At 56.7% G+C, this 17,299-nt stretch carries 20 protein-coding genes; 11 read left to right on the forward strand and 9 right to left on the reverse strand.

Features of this window, described 5'->3' with window-relative positions:
* Position 1: 1 nt before the first annotated feature.
* The 6 genes from O1Y97_RS02715 to O1Y97_RS02740 form a co-directional block, all read right to left on the reverse strand.
* The gene (locus tag O1Y97_RS02715; RefSeq protein ID WP_280224805.1) at positions 2-670 is read right to left on the reverse strand and encodes a vWA domain-containing protein; all 669 of its coding nucleotides are present in this window, start codon (positions 668-670) and stop codon (positions 2-4) included.
* A gap of 409 nt (positions 671-1,079) precedes the next feature.
* Positions 1,080-1,736: an outer membrane protein gene (locus tag O1Y97_RS02720; protein WP_318763005.1), complete on the reverse strand. Its 657-nt coding sequence runs from the start codon at positions 1,734-1,736 to the stop codon at positions 1,080-1,082.
* 385 nt (positions 1,737-2,121) lie between these two features.
* On the reverse strand, positions 2,122-3,537 hold the full coding sequence (locus O1Y97_RS02725; RefSeq protein ID WP_280224807.1) for a KAP family P-loop NTPase fold protein: 1,416 nt from the start codon (positions 3,535-3,537) through the stop codon (positions 2,122-2,124).
* Between the two features lie 53 nt (positions 3,538-3,590).
* A complete protein-coding gene (locus tag O1Y97_RS02730; RefSeq protein ID WP_280224809.1) occupies positions 3,591-3,932 on the reverse strand; it encodes a hypothetical protein in 342 nt (113 codons plus the stop codon).
* A gap of 15 nt (positions 3,933-3,947) precedes the next feature.
* The gene (locus tag O1Y97_RS02735; RefSeq protein ID WP_318763006.1) at positions 3,948-4,334 is read right to left on the reverse strand and encodes a thermonuclease family protein; all 387 of its coding nucleotides are present in this window, start codon (positions 4,332-4,334) and stop codon (positions 3,948-3,950) included.
* Positions 4,335-4,340: 6 nt separating this feature from the next.
* On the reverse strand, positions 4,341-4,601 hold the full coding sequence (locus O1Y97_RS02740; protein WP_280224812.1) for a hypothetical protein: 261 nt from the start codon (positions 4,599-4,601) through the stop codon (positions 4,341-4,343).
* 190 nt (positions 4,602-4,791) lie between these two features.
* Here O1Y97_RS02740 and O1Y97_RS26255 point away from each other — a divergent pair, with 190 nt between their 5' ends.
* Positions 4,792-5,367 carry an SH3 domain-containing protein gene (locus O1Y97_RS26255; RefSeq protein WP_404801302.1) on the forward strand — a complete coding sequence of 192 codons (576 nt, stop codon included), beginning with the start codon at positions 4,792-4,794 and terminating at the stop codon, positions 5,365-5,367.
* Positions 5,360-6,058 carry an 8-oxoguanine DNA glycosylase OGG fold protein gene (locus tag O1Y97_RS02745; RefSeq protein ID WP_280224813.1) on the forward strand — a complete coding sequence of 233 codons (699 nt, stop codon included), beginning with the start codon at positions 5,360-5,362 and terminating at the stop codon, positions 6,056-6,058. The genes O1Y97_RS26255 and O1Y97_RS02745 overlap by 8 nt, the downstream gene beginning before the upstream one ends.
* Before the next feature lie 128 nt (positions 6,059-6,186).
* Here the strand turns inward: O1Y97_RS02745 and O1Y97_RS02750 are convergent, their stop codons facing one another.
* Together O1Y97_RS02750 and O1Y97_RS02755 are read right to left on the reverse strand one after the other, a co-directional pair.
* On the reverse strand, positions 6,187-6,405 hold the full coding sequence (locus O1Y97_RS02750) for a hypothetical protein (protein ID WP_280224815.1): 219 nt from the start codon (positions 6,403-6,405) through the stop codon (positions 6,187-6,189).
* A gap of 126 nt (positions 6,406-6,531) precedes the next feature.
* Complete coding sequence (locus tag O1Y97_RS02755) at positions 6,532-7,290, reverse strand: hypothetical protein (protein WP_318763007.1); 759 nt, start codon at positions 7,288-7,290, stop codon at positions 6,532-6,534.
* 87 nt (positions 7,291-7,377) lie between these two features.
* Between O1Y97_RS02755 and O1Y97_RS02760 the strand changes: the two genes are divergently transcribed.
* The 6 genes from O1Y97_RS02760 (at position 7,378) to O1Y97_RS02785 (ending at position 13,801) form a co-directional block, all read left to right on the forward strand.
* Positions 7,378-7,950 carry a hypothetical protein gene (locus tag O1Y97_RS02760; protein ID WP_280224817.1) on the forward strand — a complete coding sequence of 191 codons (573 nt, stop codon included), beginning with the start codon at positions 7,378-7,380 and terminating at the stop codon, positions 7,948-7,950.
* A gap of 3 nt (positions 7,951-7,953) precedes the next feature.
* Positions 7,954-8,421, forward strand: coding sequence for a hypothetical protein (locus O1Y97_RS02765; RefSeq protein ID WP_318763008.1), 468 nt, complete (start codon positions 7,954-7,956; stop codon positions 8,419-8,421).
* 470 nt (positions 8,422-8,891) lie between these two features.
* Complete coding sequence (locus O1Y97_RS02770; RefSeq protein ID WP_318763009.1) at positions 8,892-10,082, forward strand: integrase; 1,191 nt, start codon at positions 8,892-8,894, stop codon at positions 10,080-10,082.
* A gap of 613 nt (positions 10,083-10,695) precedes the next feature.
* Positions 10,696-11,076: a hypothetical protein gene (locus O1Y97_RS02775; RefSeq protein ID WP_318763010.1), complete on the forward strand. Its 381-nt coding sequence runs from the start codon at positions 10,696-10,698 to the stop codon at positions 11,074-11,076.
* Positions 11,077-11,133: 57 nt separating this feature from the next.
* Positions 11,134-13,380, forward strand: coding sequence for a DUF3987 domain-containing protein (locus O1Y97_RS02780; protein ID WP_318763011.1), 2,247 nt, complete (start codon positions 11,134-11,136; stop codon positions 13,378-13,380).
* A 70-nt stretch (positions 13,381-13,450) separates the two neighbouring features.
* The gene (locus O1Y97_RS02785; RefSeq protein ID WP_318763012.1) at positions 13,451-13,801 is read left to right on the forward strand and encodes a hypothetical protein; all 351 of its coding nucleotides are present in this window, start codon (positions 13,451-13,453) and stop codon (positions 13,799-13,801) included.
* 371 nt (positions 13,802-14,172) lie between these two features.
* Here the strand turns inward: O1Y97_RS02785 and O1Y97_RS02790 are convergent, their stop codons facing one another.
* Positions 14,173-14,466 carry a helix-turn-helix domain-containing protein gene (locus O1Y97_RS02790; protein WP_318763013.1) on the reverse strand — a complete coding sequence of 98 codons (294 nt, stop codon included), beginning with the start codon at positions 14,464-14,466 and terminating at the stop codon, positions 14,173-14,175.
* Positions 14,467-14,810: 344 nt separating this feature from the next.
* Here O1Y97_RS02790 and O1Y97_RS02795 point away from each other — a divergent pair, with 344 nt between their 5' ends.
* The 3 genes from O1Y97_RS02795 to O1Y97_RS02805 all read left to right on the forward strand — a co-directional run bounded on the left by O1Y97_RS02795 (position 14,811) and on the right by O1Y97_RS02805 (position 17,258).
* Positions 14,811-15,050, forward strand: a complete 240-nt coding sequence (locus tag O1Y97_RS02795; RefSeq protein WP_318763014.1) for a hypothetical protein — start codon at positions 14,811-14,813, stop codon at positions 15,048-15,050.
* A gap of 91 nt (positions 15,051-15,141) precedes the next feature.
* Positions 15,142-15,453 (forward strand): hypothetical protein, encoded by a 312-nt coding sequence (locus O1Y97_RS02800; protein WP_318763015.1) that lies wholly within the window; start codon positions 15,142-15,144, stop codon positions 15,451-15,453.
* A gap of 1,073 nt (positions 15,454-16,526) precedes the next feature.
* Complete coding sequence (locus O1Y97_RS02805) at positions 16,527-17,258, forward strand: hypothetical protein (protein ID WP_318763016.1); 732 nt, start codon at positions 16,527-16,529, stop codon at positions 17,256-17,258.
* The last annotated feature ends 41 nt before the right edge of the window (positions 17,259-17,299 follow it).

Genomic DNA, 17,299 nt, shown 5'->3' on the forward strand with positions numbered 1-17,299 from the left:
CTTATACCTCGGCCCAGCCGGCAGGAGACTGGAGAGCAACAGATTGTCCGACTTGCGACTGCGAAACGCCCGACAATGACGCAGATAGCCAAGAGAACAGTTCTCTGAACTTGAGCCCACTTAGCTTCAACGGTTGACGAGTAGAGAGCTTCGCAAGTATATCCATGTTTGCGCCTTCAACTCCCACAGCAAAGAACGAGAAAGCCTTTGTCGTCTCGCCATCTCTGATGAGTTGTTCGGCTCTTGTGATACTGTCCGTTGGTGCCCCGTCAGTGATGAGAAACACCCAAGGCCGATAGTAGGAGATGCCATTCGCCTTATATTCGTCTTTGCGCCTACGAAGCATTTCGAGGCCGTGTTCGATTGCACGGCCCATCGGCGTATCACCGCTCGTCTTCAGAGACGTTGGAATGAACACGTCGGCTGTTTGAAATTCGGTGACGGTTTCGACCGGCCCAAATGTAACGACTGCAACTTCCACTCGCTTCATTGCAAGACTGTCTGCGGCCAGCTCATCTTTGAAAGCCAACAGACCGTCGTTCAGCGCTGTGATCGGGCTTCCGCTCATGGAATGGCTAGTGTCGAGAAGCAGCAAACAGGGGCATCGCGGCTCAGGATTGTCGGCGAACTCAGCGGCGCCGAATGGGATCTGATCGAACTCAGATGACATAATTCTCTCCTAGGATTGCCCAAACGGCTATGCGGGGCGGCCGTACAAGGATGATCATTTCATGCGAACTGGGAGGCTCGAACTGTTCTATCGAAAGAGGCGGCCCAGAAGCGCCCAAAACGAAATTGTGGTTCTGTTGTAAACTCGATTTTGAAAAGCTCTTTTCGGATTGCTAAAGAAGCCGAGCCCCCGCGGGGCATTGAGACCGAGCTTTCTCTTGAATATGCGCTTTGGGGAAGTTCGTGCGGCAAAACTGCGCTTCAAGCTCGGGCGACGGATCCCGATTTTCATTTGCTTACCCCCCAAGCAATTTCCTCAGTCACTTAAAGCCAGAGCAAATTGTGCTGTCAATTCGGCCAGCGCCAAAAGTACCAGACCCACATGACGTGTGATCTATCGGGGGCGGAGACTAGAACTTATATGCCAGGCCTATCCTGACATCCTGCGTAGCTAAGTCGACCTCGTGTGATAGCGCTCCACCCACGAATTTCCGGTCGTAGTGGTCAGTGCCATAATCTGAAAATCGATACTCAGCGCGCGCAATCAAGCGATTGGTGAGCGCATAATCAAAGCCCGCACCAATTGTCCAGCCCAACGTCGTTCGGTTAAAGCCGTCGTAGATGTACTCGTTCTCAACCGAGTGTTGGTAAGTCGCTAAGGCCAAGCCCGCAGTCGCAAATGGTAGTACGCGCCCGGCGTCATAGCCTAAGCGAGCCCTTAGCGCGCCCTGCCAGACTATGTCGGCGTGACCGAACTCATGGGTGGGCCGAGGATTGAGGACAGTGGTTCTGCCGGACTCCAATCCACCGGCAGAGAGGTCCGCCTCAACGCCAGCTATCCAGCCAGGCTTTACCTCGACATTGTAGCCGGCATACGCCCCGCCGAAGAAGCCTTTCGGATCGTATGGGATGAAGAGGTTCGGAAAGATGTCAACGATGTACGTCGATGAACCAGATCCATAGCCAGCCTGGAGGCCGGCATACGCTCCGCTCCAAACAAAGGTATCGTCGGCGATGACTGAATTCGTTGACAAAAGAACTAAGGTAATAGCTGCCGAATATTTCAATTATGCCCCCATAACTACGGGCACATTACCGGGCCGCTAAACAATTGGAAAGGTGCGTGTTGCTTAGCTACCCCGCTTCGTCCAGCGTTATCGCCCGAATCCACGGCGGTGGCGGGCTTTTCTCGTTGAGAGACGTATCATGGCTTGGCCGGTTTTCGTTTCGGTTTCGGCGGCACGGGCTTAGGCCCGACAGAAGCGTTGTAGGCGGCCAAATGGTTCAGCACCCCAACGTGCTGCTTTTTGCCTGAGCTTGTAGGCGCTCGCACTCGAATGACACTGTTCCCGCCCAAATAGCTGCCGCGCTTGCTCATCTCATGGCCTTACTTACGTTGCACCACTACCGGACGCACAATGCGGGGTCGTGGGAACAGGTTTTTCGTAGCAACTAGGTAAGTTGTCCAATCCGTCCGGCTTTTTGGATCATCGCACGGTAAAGTTCGAGGATGGACGCTACCTTTCTGCCGCTGTGGGTGCTGCCATGTAGAATTGCGAACTCAGCCTGCCGATAGTCCTCGACAAACCGGGACTCCCAAGCCTCCCCACCGATCTGTTCCGTCAAGCCAGTGCTGAGCAAGCCCATGAACGTTTCCAACACGCGACTAAGCTCTACCGTTTGTTCCCCGATCTGCTGACGGCCGAAGTGACTACGGTTCTGAAATATGAAAAGCGGCTCGCCGCTGAATAGACTTTGAAATTCCCTTGTGGCGATCTGCTGGTCGGTGTTGCGATTGGTCGTGCCCGTCGCGATGTTGAATGCCCCAGTCTTTCTCAAGTGGTATGCGGCAATAAGCGGATACACATACAATAGCGGAACAGGCACTTTCGTTTCCGCTCGATTTGTCACACTACTAAGCATACCCATGCACTGCTTTATATCTCGCAACGACAGGCCGACCATTCGCGAAATTGCAGAAACCATCTTGCGCTGTGTATGGTCGGGAATGGGCAGATAGCGATCTTCCTGCAGCCCAAGTTCGGCCCATTGCACATCAACAAACTGGTTCAGGGTCGGCTGGTCGAACGAATATGTGCGGTCGAAGAACCGGTGGAGATACGTATCCGCGTCGAACCCAGCCCCGTACACGGCGCGTATTGTATGAGCCAACTGATCTGTATGGGTCGCAACCAGAAAAATGACATTGGGCACATCGAACAAATGCTTGATCCGCTCTAGGAGCGAAATCGCGTAGGTCGGCCGGCATCTATCGACTTCATCGATCAGGACGAATAACGGCGTATCGCCTTCGACTTCCTTCGCCAACTCCGTGCGAAAATCATCGATCGCCTTTTGCCCTTCCTCAAAACGCTCGAGCGCCTGTTCGGCATACTCGCTCATAGTTTGCTCGGCCGCCTCGGCAATAGACTTCGCAACCTCGTCGGTTATTCCATCGACCGCTTCCTTACCGATGATGAAAGCCGCTCCGCGCTTGGCCAAGCCAAGTCCAGCGCGTACGGCAATTTTGCCTGCGTTCTTCTTCAGCGATTGTCTGATCTCGGCCTTCTTGCCTGTCTTATTTAGGGCCCTGAGCATGGCCGACATGACCGGAAAAATTGGGTCATCAGCGTGGTCATCGCGCCAAGCGTTAACCTCCGCCACCCTAAACTCATGAGAGCCGAGCTGTCGGGCTAGCCTTGTCATAAAGAAGGTTTTGCCTGCACCCCAGGGGGCACTCACGTTGATCGATGTCCCGCGCAGTCCTGTCTCTACCGCCTGAGCATTTCGCTCCAATAGGTAGTCAATCAGGAAGTTGGCATCGTCCTCGCGCTTTAAGTGATCGCCGGCCCAGATTTCAGTTCCCATTTCTCCCGCCAAATTCCAACTCGCTCAAGTATCGATTGTGTACCGCGCTTAGTCTAGTAGATGGTTAGTAGGCCGGAACCGTCTGGGCCCATTTTCTTATAGTAGGCGGCACAATCACTGTCGGTAAGCTCGCCCATCTCGGCGCTCAGCCGATCCCAGGTGGAGCCCGCTCGTTCATCGGCGAAATCTGCCTGAACGATGCCAACCTCCGCAGTCACCTCATTGATTCTACCAACATTTCTGGAAATGCTCTGCTGGGAGCACTTGCCGACCAGGATCTCGGCGATCATGACCGCCTCATAGACTTCGATCTGCGCCGGCGTGAGACTCCGCGCAGAGCTTGCGTTCGGCCATAGCAGGAGGGCTGCGGACACAGCAAATGCACTCAGTTTCATTGTTGTTCCTTCCTGTTATCCACACCAGGGCCGTTTGACCTTTGGTCGCCAGATGATCGCATGGCCTTCGCGGAGCAGAATGTTTTCCGCCAACTGGCCGTTCCCGAGCCTGATACGCACCAGCGGTCGGCGCTGGTCTGTATCATCCACGTGGCCTGTGTCTTCGATCCGGACCCCAGGCTCGCGAAGCAGTTCAGCCAGGCGCTTCTTGGCCTCCTTACCGGGCATACGCTCACGGTCGCACTTCGCTCGGCCGCCGATCTCTGGCGTGTCGATACCTGACTTGAACGGCACGCCGTCTCCGATCAGACGCATGTTCTGGCCGTTGCACTTGATGGTGTCGCCGTCCACCGCCGTGAGCTGCAGGCACGAGATGACCGTCGCGGCTAAAAGCGTAATCACGGGAGACTACCTCACGCCGCACCTGCCCTTGAGGCGGGCTATTTCCGGTTCATGGGTTTCATCGCCACCAAGCGGAACGCCGATCATGAACACCCCAAACGCGTCTTTGTTGGCGGTTCGTTGCTGCCGGGACGTAATGTCGGCCAGCCGGTCGCGATCTGCCTGGGTGCATTGCTTGCCGTCAGATGGAGCCGCCTTGATGTTCGATGGTGGCGTGGCGCAGCCTGTGAGAGCCGCGAGCGCGACCAATGGCAGTAGTTTTTTCATGAGATCCCCCCGGATGTTCATGCAACTTGTTGCACGTAGCTCTTTCGTTGCCAATCTAACTTGTAGCTGCGGGTCGTTCGATGGTTCGAGTATAGGCTCGACACTTTTCAACGCGCCTGCTTTCTTGTCGCCAGGGGTGGGTGACATGGGTGTTCGGGGAAAGCCAGGCTGGGCTCTAGTTGCATTGGCAATGGGGTGGTGGCTGTTTGGAAACAAAGAGCCCGATCCGGTGCCCTCTCCATCCAGCATCGAAAAGACGATCCGGCCAAAGCCTGCATCGGTAACGAGCCCACCGCCCGCCAACCTGCTGTTGGTCCCTGAAACAGAAATCCGCCTCGATGGCGAAACTACCCCGCTGAGCCTTCGCACCAAGACGGCGGCCCGAGTTCGTAAAAGCCCTACGACGAACTCGGCGATCGTTGCAACCTTGCAAAAAGGACAACAGGTCAAGGTGCATGGTCGCGAGGGGGACTGGCTTCGCATTGCCGCAACGGATGTCTCAGGGTGGATTCGCGAGGATCTTCTGGAACGGGCTGCCCGACCCCAATATTTGCGCCCGGCATCGCCAGTACCGCAGCGAGTAGCTCGCCCGACAAATGACGCAAGTCCCACTCCAGTTCGGAAGCGCTCGGGTGGTCGGCCAATTCTTGACGCTTACGTTGGGACGTGCGATTGCCCTTATGATGTTATGCGGAACGGGCGCCTGTGTGGCGGTCGTAGCGCCTATAACCGTCCCGGCGGTAGGGAGCCGGTATGCTATGAATGAAACCGTGCATAACGCCCCGCTCATTGTGCCGGAAATGCTCGATCGCTTTGGGCTAGCAATTCAGGCGTGCCCCTCCGCCGTTACAAGAACTCGTATCCCAAAGGAGTATTGGCATGATCACCCCAGAGCTGCGGCATTGCCTAGCGTAGCTTTGAGCAGACAAACTCTGCGGGAGTATTGCGCCCGAGAAGACATTTGTGACGTGCAGCGTGTGATGACCGTGACTGCTTGGGGAGTGGCTAGGGAGCCAAACCGCAAAAGGATTGGCAAAGTCCTCGAGCCCATTTCTACCCTGCTTGCTCGAGCAAGAGACAGCGGCATCCCGCGGTCAACCGCATACGACAGATTTGATCAGGCACTGATTGCCGGCTTGGGGCCTGCCTTCTTTACCAAGTTAATCCATTTTTGCGTTCCGCCGTTCAACGGCTACATCCTCGATCAGTTTACGGCCAAGTCCTTTGACATCTTGACCGATCAACAAAGTAGCCTTTGCTCGAAATCCGGCGTGGTACCCAGAGGACGAGGCGGGCAACGCTATGAGATTTTCTGCCGCGCTATTGAAATGCTTGCGGACTATCGCGGTTTGTCAGCCGAGCAGGTCGAGCTAGACATGTATGCTGGGCGCAATCACCCCTGGCGCCTTTTCGTCAAGAAGAGATGGGACGAGAAGTATTTGATATCGGCACGCTAAAGGATTTCGGATCGATCATCCCGCAATCTGTCGCGCGTTCTACGAAACGGCGATTGTGGAACTATCGCATCGTCAAACCGGATCAGGGCGCAAATGCCGGGCAGGGTCATCGTCAGAAGTATCCAGACCTAGTTGTTGCACATGGCATCCAACACCATGGGCATGAGCTTTTCGCGCGCTCGCACTTGGAGTGCGTCCTGCGGCTCCGTAGCCAGCATCTCTTCGATCGATGCTCGTTTGTACGGAGGTCGCCCCGTACCGACATAGATACGCCGTCTGTCCAGATTGAAGACCAATTTCCAGCTCGCCGTCTCATCTTCGGCCAGGACGCAGGTAATGGGCTTCACGCTCGACACTCCTTTGAAAAACAAGAGGTGCCGGGTCGCCTGAAAGCCGTCTATCGCCAGATTTGGGGATTGACCGCTGGTGACCGTCTTTTCGACTAGCCGTCAAAGACGGTCAACACCCCAGCATCAGCTATGACGATCCGTTTCGATGGCATTTCCGAACCAAGCAGGAACCTCCATCACCTGAGCACTGACGATGCTTTCGGGGACATCACGCCAGAACGCAACAATGGCCTCCGAAAATGCCCGGAACTGCTCATCCGTCACCTTGAGATGCGTGTGGTCTAGAAAACGTGTGTCGGGTAGGTCCAGAGATTCATCAGCCGGGTCGCGGAGATAGTGGGGGTAGCTCTGCTTCAGGTCGTCCAGAGACTTACCAGCACCGTGTTTGTAAACGTTGACCACCAAGCGGCAGGCATCGAGCGTGTTGAAGTATTCGGCGCTTCGGAGATTCCAGCCAAAACTCTGCAGAAGATCCGCAATTTTGCCAAAGTCAGCCGACCAGACCTTCGAGGCGGCAGTCTCCCCACGATGCCAATGATGCATCTCGCGGACGAGCCAATCCCTGAGTTGCTTGTCCCATTCGTGAAACATCCCCGCGACGACGCTCAAGCGTGTCCGATCACGCAGGTCACTCAGGAGTTGGTAGAACTCAATGCTATGTTCGTAGGCCGCCTCGTAGAAGTCGCCAGGATCGTGCCGATCGGGATCAAATGCCCCACTGCTCTGCTCCAACCACTCATCCGCGGCCTTGTCAGCTTCAGCTGACATGTTTTCAAACTGAGACAGCAAGCGTTTACGTGCCTGATCCACGTAAAACTCGTGTCCCTTTATCAGAGAACGCCGGAAGAGACCCCACATTTGAAATAATACGTAATCGCTCATAGAGCCTCCGCGTCATCGACTGCGTCACTCGACAGTCCTCAATAAATGCGTGTATTCTTGAGGAACGCAATCGGTTGGGGTCGGGGCGTGCAACATCTCTTGCGATCACTTGCGGCATTGGCCGCATTAATTGTGATGGTGAATGCGACTTTCGCGGACACTAGTTACAAGCAATGCAAGACTGTCAGTAATGGCGCGGAAGTCAATTTCGATGGAACGCTAATCGTAAGCATCTACGAGAACCGGCCGACAAGATACTGTTCTATCGATGTCAATCCAGAGCCAGCCTCCGCAAGCACCACGACCATAAAGCCAGCCATTGCCGCTGCACGGGACTACCGACAACTTGCATCTACAAAGCCGAGCGAGACTGACGCGGCATGGGATGTCTTTATTCCAGTGCTGATGCAGGCCCTCGTACAAAAATGGCGCACGGACGAGAATGCCGACCAGTTGGGAACACTTGAAAACACGCTGGTTGGTCAAGAGTCCGCAACGTTGCGTCAATGCGTCATGGACGCCGCGTACAAGCAGGCATCCTTTGAGCGCCGAACTGATGTCGTTTCCTGCGGAATAGTTGAAGGTGGATCCTTTGTGATCGAGGCCCTTAGCGAGGCCATCAGGCTTGTTCTAATCTTGCCTGGTCCGGCGGCGAGTTAGGCTATGCCGGAACCAGCGGGGTCAAAGTCATCCTTCATCGTCGAGATGATCAAATCGATTCCCGGGGATATACGGGGTGCAGTCGTGGGCGCAATCGTGGGGGGCGGGATCACGATGTTCGTGACGTATGTGGCCCCTGACGAAGCACCAAGCACCTACACCATCCCGGTGAATGTGAATGGTTACGCCGTGCCTTTACCTGGCCTGCTCCGCAATGCTGCTAGAGAAGAAACGTCCATGAACTATAGAACGGACCCGGAGGACTTGGCAAAAGCGTGGGTCTGCGAGGCCACAAGCATGACAGGAGAAAGCGCCCACCAACTGCTTGTGCAGTATGTCGACCTCTACAAAGACTGCTTTTCCCTAGATGAAAAGAGCAAGACTGAAATTGCGATCAGGCCGAACACACAGAGCGGCGTCATGCGCCATGATGCGCGCGGCTGGTTCTGCAAATGCAACAGCGCCGGCTAGAGCAAACCGGGATAGCGCACGGTTCTTCCTTTACCCTGCAATGATAGCCTTCGTCACCCACCAAGCTTCGGCAACTTGCCAGCCTGAGCTACATGCTATCGGGCCGAGCAGCACCGCACAATGTAGAAAAAGGAAGCTTTATGTAGGCCGCAGATGGGACGAGGCACGAAATCCGCGAATACTGCCCATAACCATTTGATTTTTGTTGGCGCACCCGACAGGATTCGAACCTGTGACCTCTGCCTTCGGAGGGCGATGCACTTAATAACCGTGGATATCCGTGAGATCCAGAAGCCTTTGTTTCCTTCGGCTCCCCTGTTATGCTTATCACAGATTACCTCGATATCTATGTGGGACGCACTGTGGGACGCACAGCTTCTGAGATCGACACGCCTTCGAAACGAGGGCGCCTAGTCGCGAGAAAAAACCCCTACTGGTCTGGAGTGAGCGGCGGACGAGGTGGCGTTAGCTTGGGCTATAGGAAGCCAACTAGCGGCGCTGGAAGCTGGATCGGCAAAGTCGTCATCGACGGCAATCGTATTGAGGCGCGACTGGGGGCGGCCGACGATGCTGGCGCCGGCTTTGGTGCGATCTCCTACCGGGCCGCGGTATCGGCCGCTCTCGAGTGGAGCCTGCAGCAGCATGCTGCGATAGAAGCCCGAGTTGACGGTGAAACTGCTTCTGGTGGGCCTACCGTCCGTTCTGCTGTCGAAGCGTACGTAACAGTCAGGAAAGCGCGATCAACTCGCGAGGGCGGGAATGCCGGCGGGCGCCTGACGCGCCACGTGCTTTCTGATGAAGACTTTGCATCAACCGCGCTTGCGCGCCTCCGCGCTTCTCATATCGAAGATTGGCGAAAGCGGCTTTCTGAAAGCAGCGAGAGTGAAGAGGGAGCCGCTCGGGCGATCGCACCGGCTACGATCAACCGGCTCATGAACGATCTGCGGGCAGCTCTCAACGCAGCTGCCGAACTTCACCGCCGCGCTTTGCCGCCCCACCTTCCTGCAGAGATCAAGGTGGGCACGCGCGCCCTCGCCGTCACCGACGATGCCCGAAAACAGTTGCTTGATGACCAACAGATCCGCGCCGCGATCGAAGCAGCATTCAAAGTTGATCCCGATGGCGATTTCGGCCGCCTTGTTCTCGTGGCTGCGGCAACTGGCGCTAGACACTCCCAGCTTAGATCGATGTTGGTGGGCGATGTCCAAGAAGCGAACCTTCGCCTCATGGTGCCCGGCTCGAAAAAGGGTCGCGCAGCGCGTGCGAAGCCCCGTGTTGCGGTTCCAGTGGCGCAAGAGGTTATCGACAAGCTCAAGGGCGTTGTCGAAGGCCGCGCCCAGGATGAGCACCTTCTGGAGCGGTGGGCCTACCGTCGGGTTGAACGGATCAAATGGGTAAAGGATCACCGGCGCCCTTGGGGTCCAGCATACGAGATCGACAAATTCTGGGCGGCAACCGTGGCGGAAGCTAAGTTGCCAGCCGACACGATTTTCTACGCGCTGCGGCACTCCAGTGTCGTGCGCGGGCTTCGCCTGGGCCTCCCTGTCCGACTTGTCGCCGCGACCCACGACACTAGTTCCGAAATGATCGAGCGGCACTATTCGGCGTTCATCGTCGACGCGACTGAAGAGCTATCGCGGCGGGCTGCATTGACACTATAGATTCTGTATTACGTATGTCGTAATCCCTTACGTGGCAGAGTGACTGACGCCACCATAACAACCATCCAAACACATATCGCAATTATAGTGTTGCAGCGCACGTTTTTTCTGCTAATCTAAAAATTAGCGCCGATATTGATTTGCCTTTTGAAACGGTCGTCCTGGAGTGGAACCGGCGCCATCCAACCATTGAGTATCTCGAAGGACACTCCTGCGAGCTCTGCTGAAAAAGGGACGATCACATGCCAAATCCAGCACGATTGCGCTCACGCGCGCCCAAAAATCCTCCCGTTGCTGCAGGCGAAGTGCCCTGGCGCGAACGGCCAGTCTTGCCTCTGAATACTGCGGCTGAGATCGCAGGGGTCTCGCCTTCTTCCCTCTATCGGTTCGCCGCCGAAGGACGCTTGAAGTTCCGCAGGCTTGCGGGCCGAACGCTTGTGGAGACATCAAGCCTCATCTCGTTGGTTAGCGCCGCCGAGAGTTGGACGCCCTCCACTCGCGGCTCCGCTGCGCGGGCAAAACGCGCCGAGGTCATCCGCACGGGCCGGGAACGTTGAGCGAGTGCCTGGCAAACCGTGCCGAACGCCGCCGTCAAGCTAAGGCCGGGCATGCGATGAGCGCACCGACGGTGGTGCAGATCCGACCTATCGAGGTGACCGATATGGCCGCCGGTGTGGTTTATGCCCCTGGCACGATGGTCTTCTGCATCCAGACATTGAGCGTATTTGGCCCGACCGGTCAGGGTGCTTACTTTTATCAAACAGCGTTATGGCTTCCGCCAGACCTGCGCGAGACGACACCTACGAATGCCAAATTCGTGATGGAAATGCTGCGCACGCTCGACCCGGAAGCCCGCTCCAGGATCGACGAAGTTTTAGCGCGGGCTCGTGACCCGAGATCAAGAAAAGACGCGCTACGCGTAGGTGCTCGCGAGCGCTTTTACTCGCAGCATGAAGCGGACGAACTGCTGAGACGACCAAACCTTCCGGAATGAAAAAGGCCGAGCCGTCTGCAAACGGCCCGACCCAACCAACATCGTTCTGGAGCCGAAATGATACCCGAAAAAGTGGCTGATAGGCAACCTGCCTGGTCGGAATATCTGGCCGGTTCGCGTCAATCCAATACGCTGCGACCAGTCGCAGTCCAGCAGATATCCGCACCAACCCTGTCGATGCCGACCACACTCGATGGCCTGGTCGACGGAGGTTATCTGCCAATGTTGCGCCCTTGCGCGCCCCCCGGCGTCCCCTGCACGTTCTCCCACTCATCGAAAGGACTGGTCGAAAAGATCAGTGACGGCAAAGTTCCTGCCAAGTTCGTCCAAGGTGCTTGGCGCGGTTTCAAAGGCTGGGGCGATTATGCGCCTACCCTTGACGATGTGGCCGAATGGCGACGGTGGCCGGATGCGAGTTTATGCATCGTGACCGGCGAGGTCGGAGCGTTCGACCTCGATATAAAGATCAGCCCCGAAGATACAAGCGATAGCGCTGTGCGGGCTCGGGGATTGGTTGCCACGATCAAGTCTACAATCGCCAATTCTATCGGCAAGCCGATCGGGGAACTCCCACTTCGTTGGCGCGACAATTCGAGCAGCTGCTTGGTATTCGTTAGACTGAACGAAGCAATCTCGAAAAGGAAAGTCATTTTAGTCGACCCTGTCGACGGCACCGCGCATGCGGTCGAGTTCATGGCTGTTGGTCAACAGGTCGTAGTCGCCGGCAGACACAAAAGCGGCGCCATGCAGTATTCTTCGCTTCCGCCCTTTGCTGACTTAGCGGAGATCGACGCCTCGTTACTCGACGCGATCTTTCAAGAGATCGAAAGCGCGGTGGTTGCGAACGGATACAAGGTCGCAAGTAGTTCAAAGAGCGAGCGGCCCGAGAAGAGCGCGCCACCATATTCGCCCGAAGTCGCGATACGGCGCGAGGTTCTTGCGCGCTACAAAGATTGGCTTGCCGACGTTCTCCCCTTGCCCGCGGGCGCCCAACTGGGCTGGCGCATCACATCAGATGATCTCGGCCGCGAGCTCGAAGAAGACCTGGAAATCTATCCGGACGGAATTTTCGACCACGGCTCAGAACGCACTCACGATCCGATTTCTCTCATCTGTGAGTTCGGCGCTATCGATGATGCGGGCGAGATCGGTTTCGGCGGGGCGCCGGAATATGGGCTGCGCGGGGAAATCCCTTTTGCTGTTGTTGGCGAGGCCGACACCACCATCAGGCGCCCAAAACCTTCCGAGGCACTTCGCTGGCTGTGCGGCCGACTTGCCAGTCGGGAGTTTTCCGAGTTTGGGGAGCACGCCAGATGGTGGAACTCCCTTGAAACGATCGCCAGTGCGCTCGGGCTCAGCCTGCAGAGCCTGACCGTCGCGCATCTTCACCGTACCGGCTTGCTCCAGAACGACGAGGGCCGTGAGCAGATTGCGCCGGACGCCTGGACCGCCGAAGAGCTGTTAAGGACGTATAACCTCGACTTTCTCGCCGCATTGCAGGTCGTGGACCCCGCTGCTTTCGACGCCGTAGCATTCGCCCGTGATTGGGCCTCCAACGGCAGTATTGATCTTCGCGTGATTGTAACCGATCGGCGGGCGGCCGTCGCTGCTGGGCTTGCTGCGCTCGAGAGCGACAATTCTGCCGCGGACGATGTGCCCGAGCCGTTCGATATCTTCGCACAGGATGACCCCGCCGACCTTTCGACGCTACCGGCCAATTGCCTTCCTGAAATGCTTGGCCGGTGGGTGCGAACTGAAAGCCGCCGCAAGGGCACGCCAGAGAGCTTCGCAGCTATCGCTGCCATCACTGTGGCTTCGGCCGCGATAGGTTCGTCGCGCAAAATCCAGGTCAGAAAATTCGATACTGGGTTTGTGCAGCCTGCCGCACTGTGGTCAGCCATTGTAGCCCCGCCGGGAAGTGCCAAGTCTCCAATACTCCGCGCCGCAGAGAGGCCGTTACGGGATCTCGACACGGAATGGTATTCGATATGGAAAGCGTTGCACGACAGTTGGTCAGCGGCGGCTCAAGCGTACAAGAACAAACGTAAGGACGCGCCGGAGCCAGGCCCCGAGCCGTACCCTCGCCGATGCGCTGTTGATGACGTCACGTTGGAGAAGCAGGTTCATCTGCACGCCCACAATCCACGAGGGTTACTTCGCTCCCCCGACGAACTGATGGGCCTTTTTGGATCATTGGGAGCGTACAAGCGAAATGGGGACGGCGACCGCAGCCAAGTCCTCCGCCTCTTTGACGGCAATGCGATCGTCGTCGATCTGCGGAAACGGCCGAACTCGACACGATGATCGCAGTTCTGAAAGCCGAACTCGCCCGCCGGCAGCAATCCGAAACCGATCCAATAGGAGCATTCGCATAATGGCAAATGGGAAAGAAACACCGGAGGCGCTGTTTGAGCGCGTCATTCTTCGACTTCGAACCGAGGGGTTCGAGAAGGCTGTCGATGCGTTGATTAGCGTGTGTGGCGACGACAAAGCTGTAGCCCCAGCGCGAGCAACTGCCGGCGTCGCCTTGCTCAGGGCGAACGGGGTCCTGGCTGACAAGACAGGCGCGAGGAAGACGAAAGAGCTGGCCGAGATGGACGGCGAAGAACTGCAGGCCGAGATTGACCGATTGAAACGCCAAGCCCAACAGGCTGTAGAGCGATTGGAGCGGCCGGATGAGGACGAAGAGGAGGACGAGACCGAACCGGGCAACGCGTTCAGTTAGGTTCAGCTGGCTTTCAAACTCTTTGCGCGCTCGAGGCCATTCAGCCAGTGGCGAATACGAGGAACCGGTTCGCACCGAGCGTCCACCATACCGGCTCTTCTCCACCGATCGGCATGGCGAAAACACTCGAATGCAGAACCGTCCAAGAGATCCCAGTCTGGCATTCGAGTTGATTGAGGTCTCGTCGCGTCTTCCCGGATGAGCAGGAAATACCAGACCGGTTCATTCGCCGCGCGTAGACCGACAACCGCAAACATAGACGCGGTTGCTAGTAACAATAGCCAAACTAAGATTTTGACGGGCCCCTCCTGTATCGAATGTTTGACTAAACGTTTTTTAGCCGTTCACGGCGCCGCGGACCGACCCTCTAGCTACTTCTTCTCATCACGTGACCGCCGAAACGACTGCCGCTGAAGCCACACCTGGCGAGCAAGGTGGCGGAAATCTCTTTCGTGCTTGTCCGGCTTAGGTTTAGCGGGCTTGGGCGGTTCCGCCTTCTTCGTTACGCTCTCCAAATACGCGTTCAGGTCGGCTTCGTCGATCTTGACGGGGCGGCCAGGGATGTAAGCCAGCCGCCCCGAAAGCCGAAGTCGTTTTACAGTGACGGTCGAACAGCGAAGGCGCTCGGCCACCTCACTTTCGAGAAGCAGCTTGATGGGCGCCATCCTCTGCGATCCTTTCAGTTGGTTTGCGTGACGGCACTGTAGCAACCTCAGCCTTTCTAGCCTAGCTTATTTGTGTATCTTTTGGGGACTGACGTCGATCAACAAACATACAAAGCGATCTACAAAGTATAGTTTGAAATTTATGTTGACTTAAATTCGAGTTTTGCTATTTTTGATTTGGCCCGAAAAGCCAAGAAGAGCACACCACATCAGATTTACGTCCGGGGGCCGCTGCGCATGTCCAGGAGGATAGATCCTCTAAAGGCAGCGGGGGCTAGCTTCAGTCTTTTCGCCCCCGGATCTCGATCGATTGCCGCCCGGAAAGCGGCCTATGGAGAAGCACCATGCCTGTGATCGACTTCAAGACGCGCCGTGCATTGACATCCCAAGAGCCTGAGTTGCCGACAGAGTGCGATTGGACATTCAACCACGCTCAGCACCCAGAGCATCGAGATATGGTCCAAATTACTCTTCTCGTGGAAAAGAACGCGCTGGCGGCACTAGACCAGGCATACGCACAAGCTTGGGTGGACTACATCGTGCGAGGGCGCTCTCAGGCGCATGTCGAGCAGCAAGTCGGATAATCAAGCTCCTGGCGCCACCCTGTAAGCCATTGCGTTACGCCCCGCCGGTAGCAGCGGGGCGTTTTGCTGAGCAGAAGCGAAGGAGGCTTAGATGATCAGCGATTTTCCGCCGGTAATGGAATTGTGCAATGAGAACGAATGGCCAAACGACGGGGCTCTGCATTGGCGTATTCGGCTTTTGGTGCCGGACAACCGCCTTCCAGATTGTTATGCGACTGTGCAGCGGTTTCTGCAGGCGAATGACGATGCCCATCACGTAACGTTGTGCAAATCCTGGCATGTCGGCGTCAATCGCCCAATGGCCGAGCGCGGCACTCCCGGCCCACTGTTTTGTCATTTTACCTTTCAGGTGCCTGCTGCAATGCTGGACGACGCCATGGCGGCATTTGGTTACAAATCATAGGACATGCGTCCTATTTTCGGTCGTTGCTATCAACGCGCTACCAAACGCCACTACTAAGCCATTGATAACGCAGCGCTGCTAACTGTGTGACAAACGCAGTGGGCACCGCTAACCGCGCATAATTCGCCGAACCGATAGCGTCGACGGTATCAGCTCGAGCGTAACTCTGTGCTCGTCGTGGCCAGAGCGCGGTATCGTTACGCACAGAGAAAGCTCGGATCTCCACCGACTGGTTGCGACTACCGAGTCCCCGGCGCTGCGCCGGCCTTTTGCCGGGGTACACCCCTGGCATCACACCCTTTTCGACGACGGCGGCGCTGTCGGGAGGTCGCTGAAATTTGCCGCCATACCGAACTTTCCGCACAATCTGTCCGTCGACCCCGACACGAGAAAAGATAACATTATCAGCATCAAACCGGCATTTTGGCTGTTCTTTCCTTTCCCGATCGGCTATCGTAATTCTGCCGGAAAACAGCGAAACTCGGGCAGTCGCACTCACCGTCGGACCGAAACAACGGCCGACAAGTTGGGCCATCTCTTCTTTGCGATAGCGACATCGGCCGGCTTTGCCTCGTCGCACACGCGTGAGAGACGTTTTCCGGAGTAACACTAGTGGGCTTCTCAACTGTCGATCCAAAATCATTCAAGGCGCGTGCCCCGCAACTTCCTGCGCGAGTATTGACCCTATTTGAATGCGTTGGCAGCGACACCGTTTCTCCGGAGCAATCGGTTGAAGCGTTGTCGGAAGCATTGCGCCTCATCTTGGATGAGTTTGAAGCTCAGCGATCGAATTGCCCGCCACAAATGGCAAATGCGATGGCGAGGCGGCTCACCACCATCGTCGAGTACTTGCGAACCAGGGATGACCAGCATGACTGGTTTCTGTCTGGTATGGACGCAGCAATTTCCGTTGTGATGTTGTGGGCCCACGGAAATGAGCCTGGCCTAAGCGGCACGCCATACGTTGAGGGTTTACTCGATCGGGTCCGAATCCTTCACTTGAGCCTACAGCATTGGGTGTCTTGCGGCGTTATTGAACAACGGATGAGTGCCCGCCGCGCGAGGATGTCGTAATGTGCGACCCTTTCACCATCGCGGGGGTAGCGCTCACCGCCGGTTCGACGCTCGCCAACAGCATCGCGCAGCGCAAGGTCGCGAACGCACGCAACGACGTTATGGCGGCCGAACGTATCCGGCAGAACGGGCTCGACCAGCAGGCCGATGCGCTGAACGTTCAGTCGCAGGATCGTTACCAGAACTTCGATGATCAGCAGGCCGACAAGGCATCCGAGCTCGGCCAGTACTTCACCGACCAGCAGATCGAAGCCGGCAACGCCAACGCTGCTGTCACGCAGGAGATGAACGTTCCGCAGTCCGGGTCGAACATCACGGTTCGCGAAGAGCAGAAGCAGCGCGGCCAGGCTCGCGACTTCGCCGATAGCCAGGGCAAGGCGCTAGGCGTCCTGCGAGCCTTCGGTGATGTTATCGGCGAGACCGGCCGCGGTCAGGTGCGCGACGCAATGGGCATTGGCCAGATCGGTCGCGCTAAGCAAGGCTCGTCGAACGTGGTGCCTTTCGAACTCGAGGCCGCCAACAGTGCCGGCGACGGCGCCAAGCTGTTCGGCGACCTGCTAAATCTTGGTGGAACTTACGCATTTGGCGAAGGCGCGCGCCGCAACGTGTTTCCCGAGGCGCCAAAATTGAAGGTCGATCCTTGGAAGCACAATGGTCTGGATCTGAGGATGACGGGCCGCCAGGATAACAGCCTCTATCGGTTGTACGGGGACAAAGTCGGCCTATTTTAACCCCGTCTGGCAGATGCCATGCAGCCTTGGAAAGGCGCCTA

It is taken from the genome of Aminobacter niigataensis, assembly GCF_946995915.1.
GTDB lineage: Bacteria > Pseudomonadota > Alphaproteobacteria > Rhizobiales > Rhizobiaceae > Aminobacter > Aminobacter niigataensis.

Excerpts from the sequence above, each read along its gene's own strand:
- O1Y97_RS02715 (WP_280224805.1), bottom strand. The coding sequence starts at position 670 with ATGTCATCTGAGTTCGATCAGATCCCATTCGGCGCCGCTGAGTTCGCC.
- O1Y97_RS02725 (WP_280224807.1), bottom strand. The coding sequence starts at position 3,537 with ATGGGAACTGAAATCTGGGCCGGCGATCACTTAAAGCGCGAGGACGAT.
- O1Y97_RS02730 (WP_280224809.1), bottom strand. The coding sequence starts at position 3,932 with ATGAAACTGAGTGCATTTGCTGTGTCCGCAGCCCTCCTGCTATGGCCG.
- O1Y97_RS02740 (WP_280224812.1), bottom strand. The coding sequence starts at position 4,601 with ATGAAAAAACTACTGCCATTGGTCGCGCTCGCGGCTCTCACAGGCTGC.
- O1Y97_RS26255 (WP_404801302.1), top strand. The coding sequence starts at position 4,792 with ATGGGGTGGTGGCTGTTTGGAAACAAAGAGCCCGATCCGGTGCCCTCT.
- O1Y97_RS02745 (WP_280224813.1), top strand. The coding sequence starts at position 5,360 with ATGAATGAAACCGTGCATAACGCCCCGCTCATTGTGCCGGAAATGCTC.
- O1Y97_RS02755 (WP_318763007.1), bottom strand. The coding sequence starts at position 7,290 with ATGAGCGATTACGTATTATTTCAAATGTGGGGTCTCTTCCGGCGTTCT.
- O1Y97_RS02765 (WP_318763008.1), top strand. The coding sequence starts at position 7,954 with ATGCCGGAACCAGCGGGGTCAAAGTCATCCTTCATCGTCGAGATGATC.
- O1Y97_RS02775 (WP_318763010.1), top strand. The coding sequence starts at position 10,696 with ATGAGCGCACCGACGGTGGTGCAGATCCGACCTATCGAGGTGACCGAT.
- O1Y97_RS02780 (WP_318763011.1), top strand. The coding sequence starts at position 11,134 with ATGATACCCGAAAAAGTGGCTGATAGGCAACCTGCCTGGTCGGAATAT.
- O1Y97_RS02785 (WP_318763012.1), top strand. The coding sequence starts at position 13,451 with ATGGCAAATGGGAAAGAAACACCGGAGGCGCTGTTTGAGCGCGTCATT.
- O1Y97_RS02790 (WP_318763013.1), bottom strand. The coding sequence starts at position 14,466 with ATGGCGCCCATCAAGCTGCTTCTCGAAAGTGAGGTGGCCGAGCGCCTT.
- O1Y97_RS02795 (WP_318763014.1), top strand. The coding sequence starts at position 14,811 with ATGCCTGTGATCGACTTCAAGACGCGCCGTGCATTGACATCCCAAGAG.
- O1Y97_RS02800 (WP_318763015.1), top strand. The coding sequence starts at position 15,142 with ATGATCAGCGATTTTCCGCCGGTAATGGAATTGTGCAATGAGAACGAA.
- O1Y97_RS02805 (WP_318763016.1), top strand. The coding sequence starts at position 16,527 with ATGTGCGACCCTTTCACCATCGCGGGGGTAGCGCTCACCGCCGGTTCG.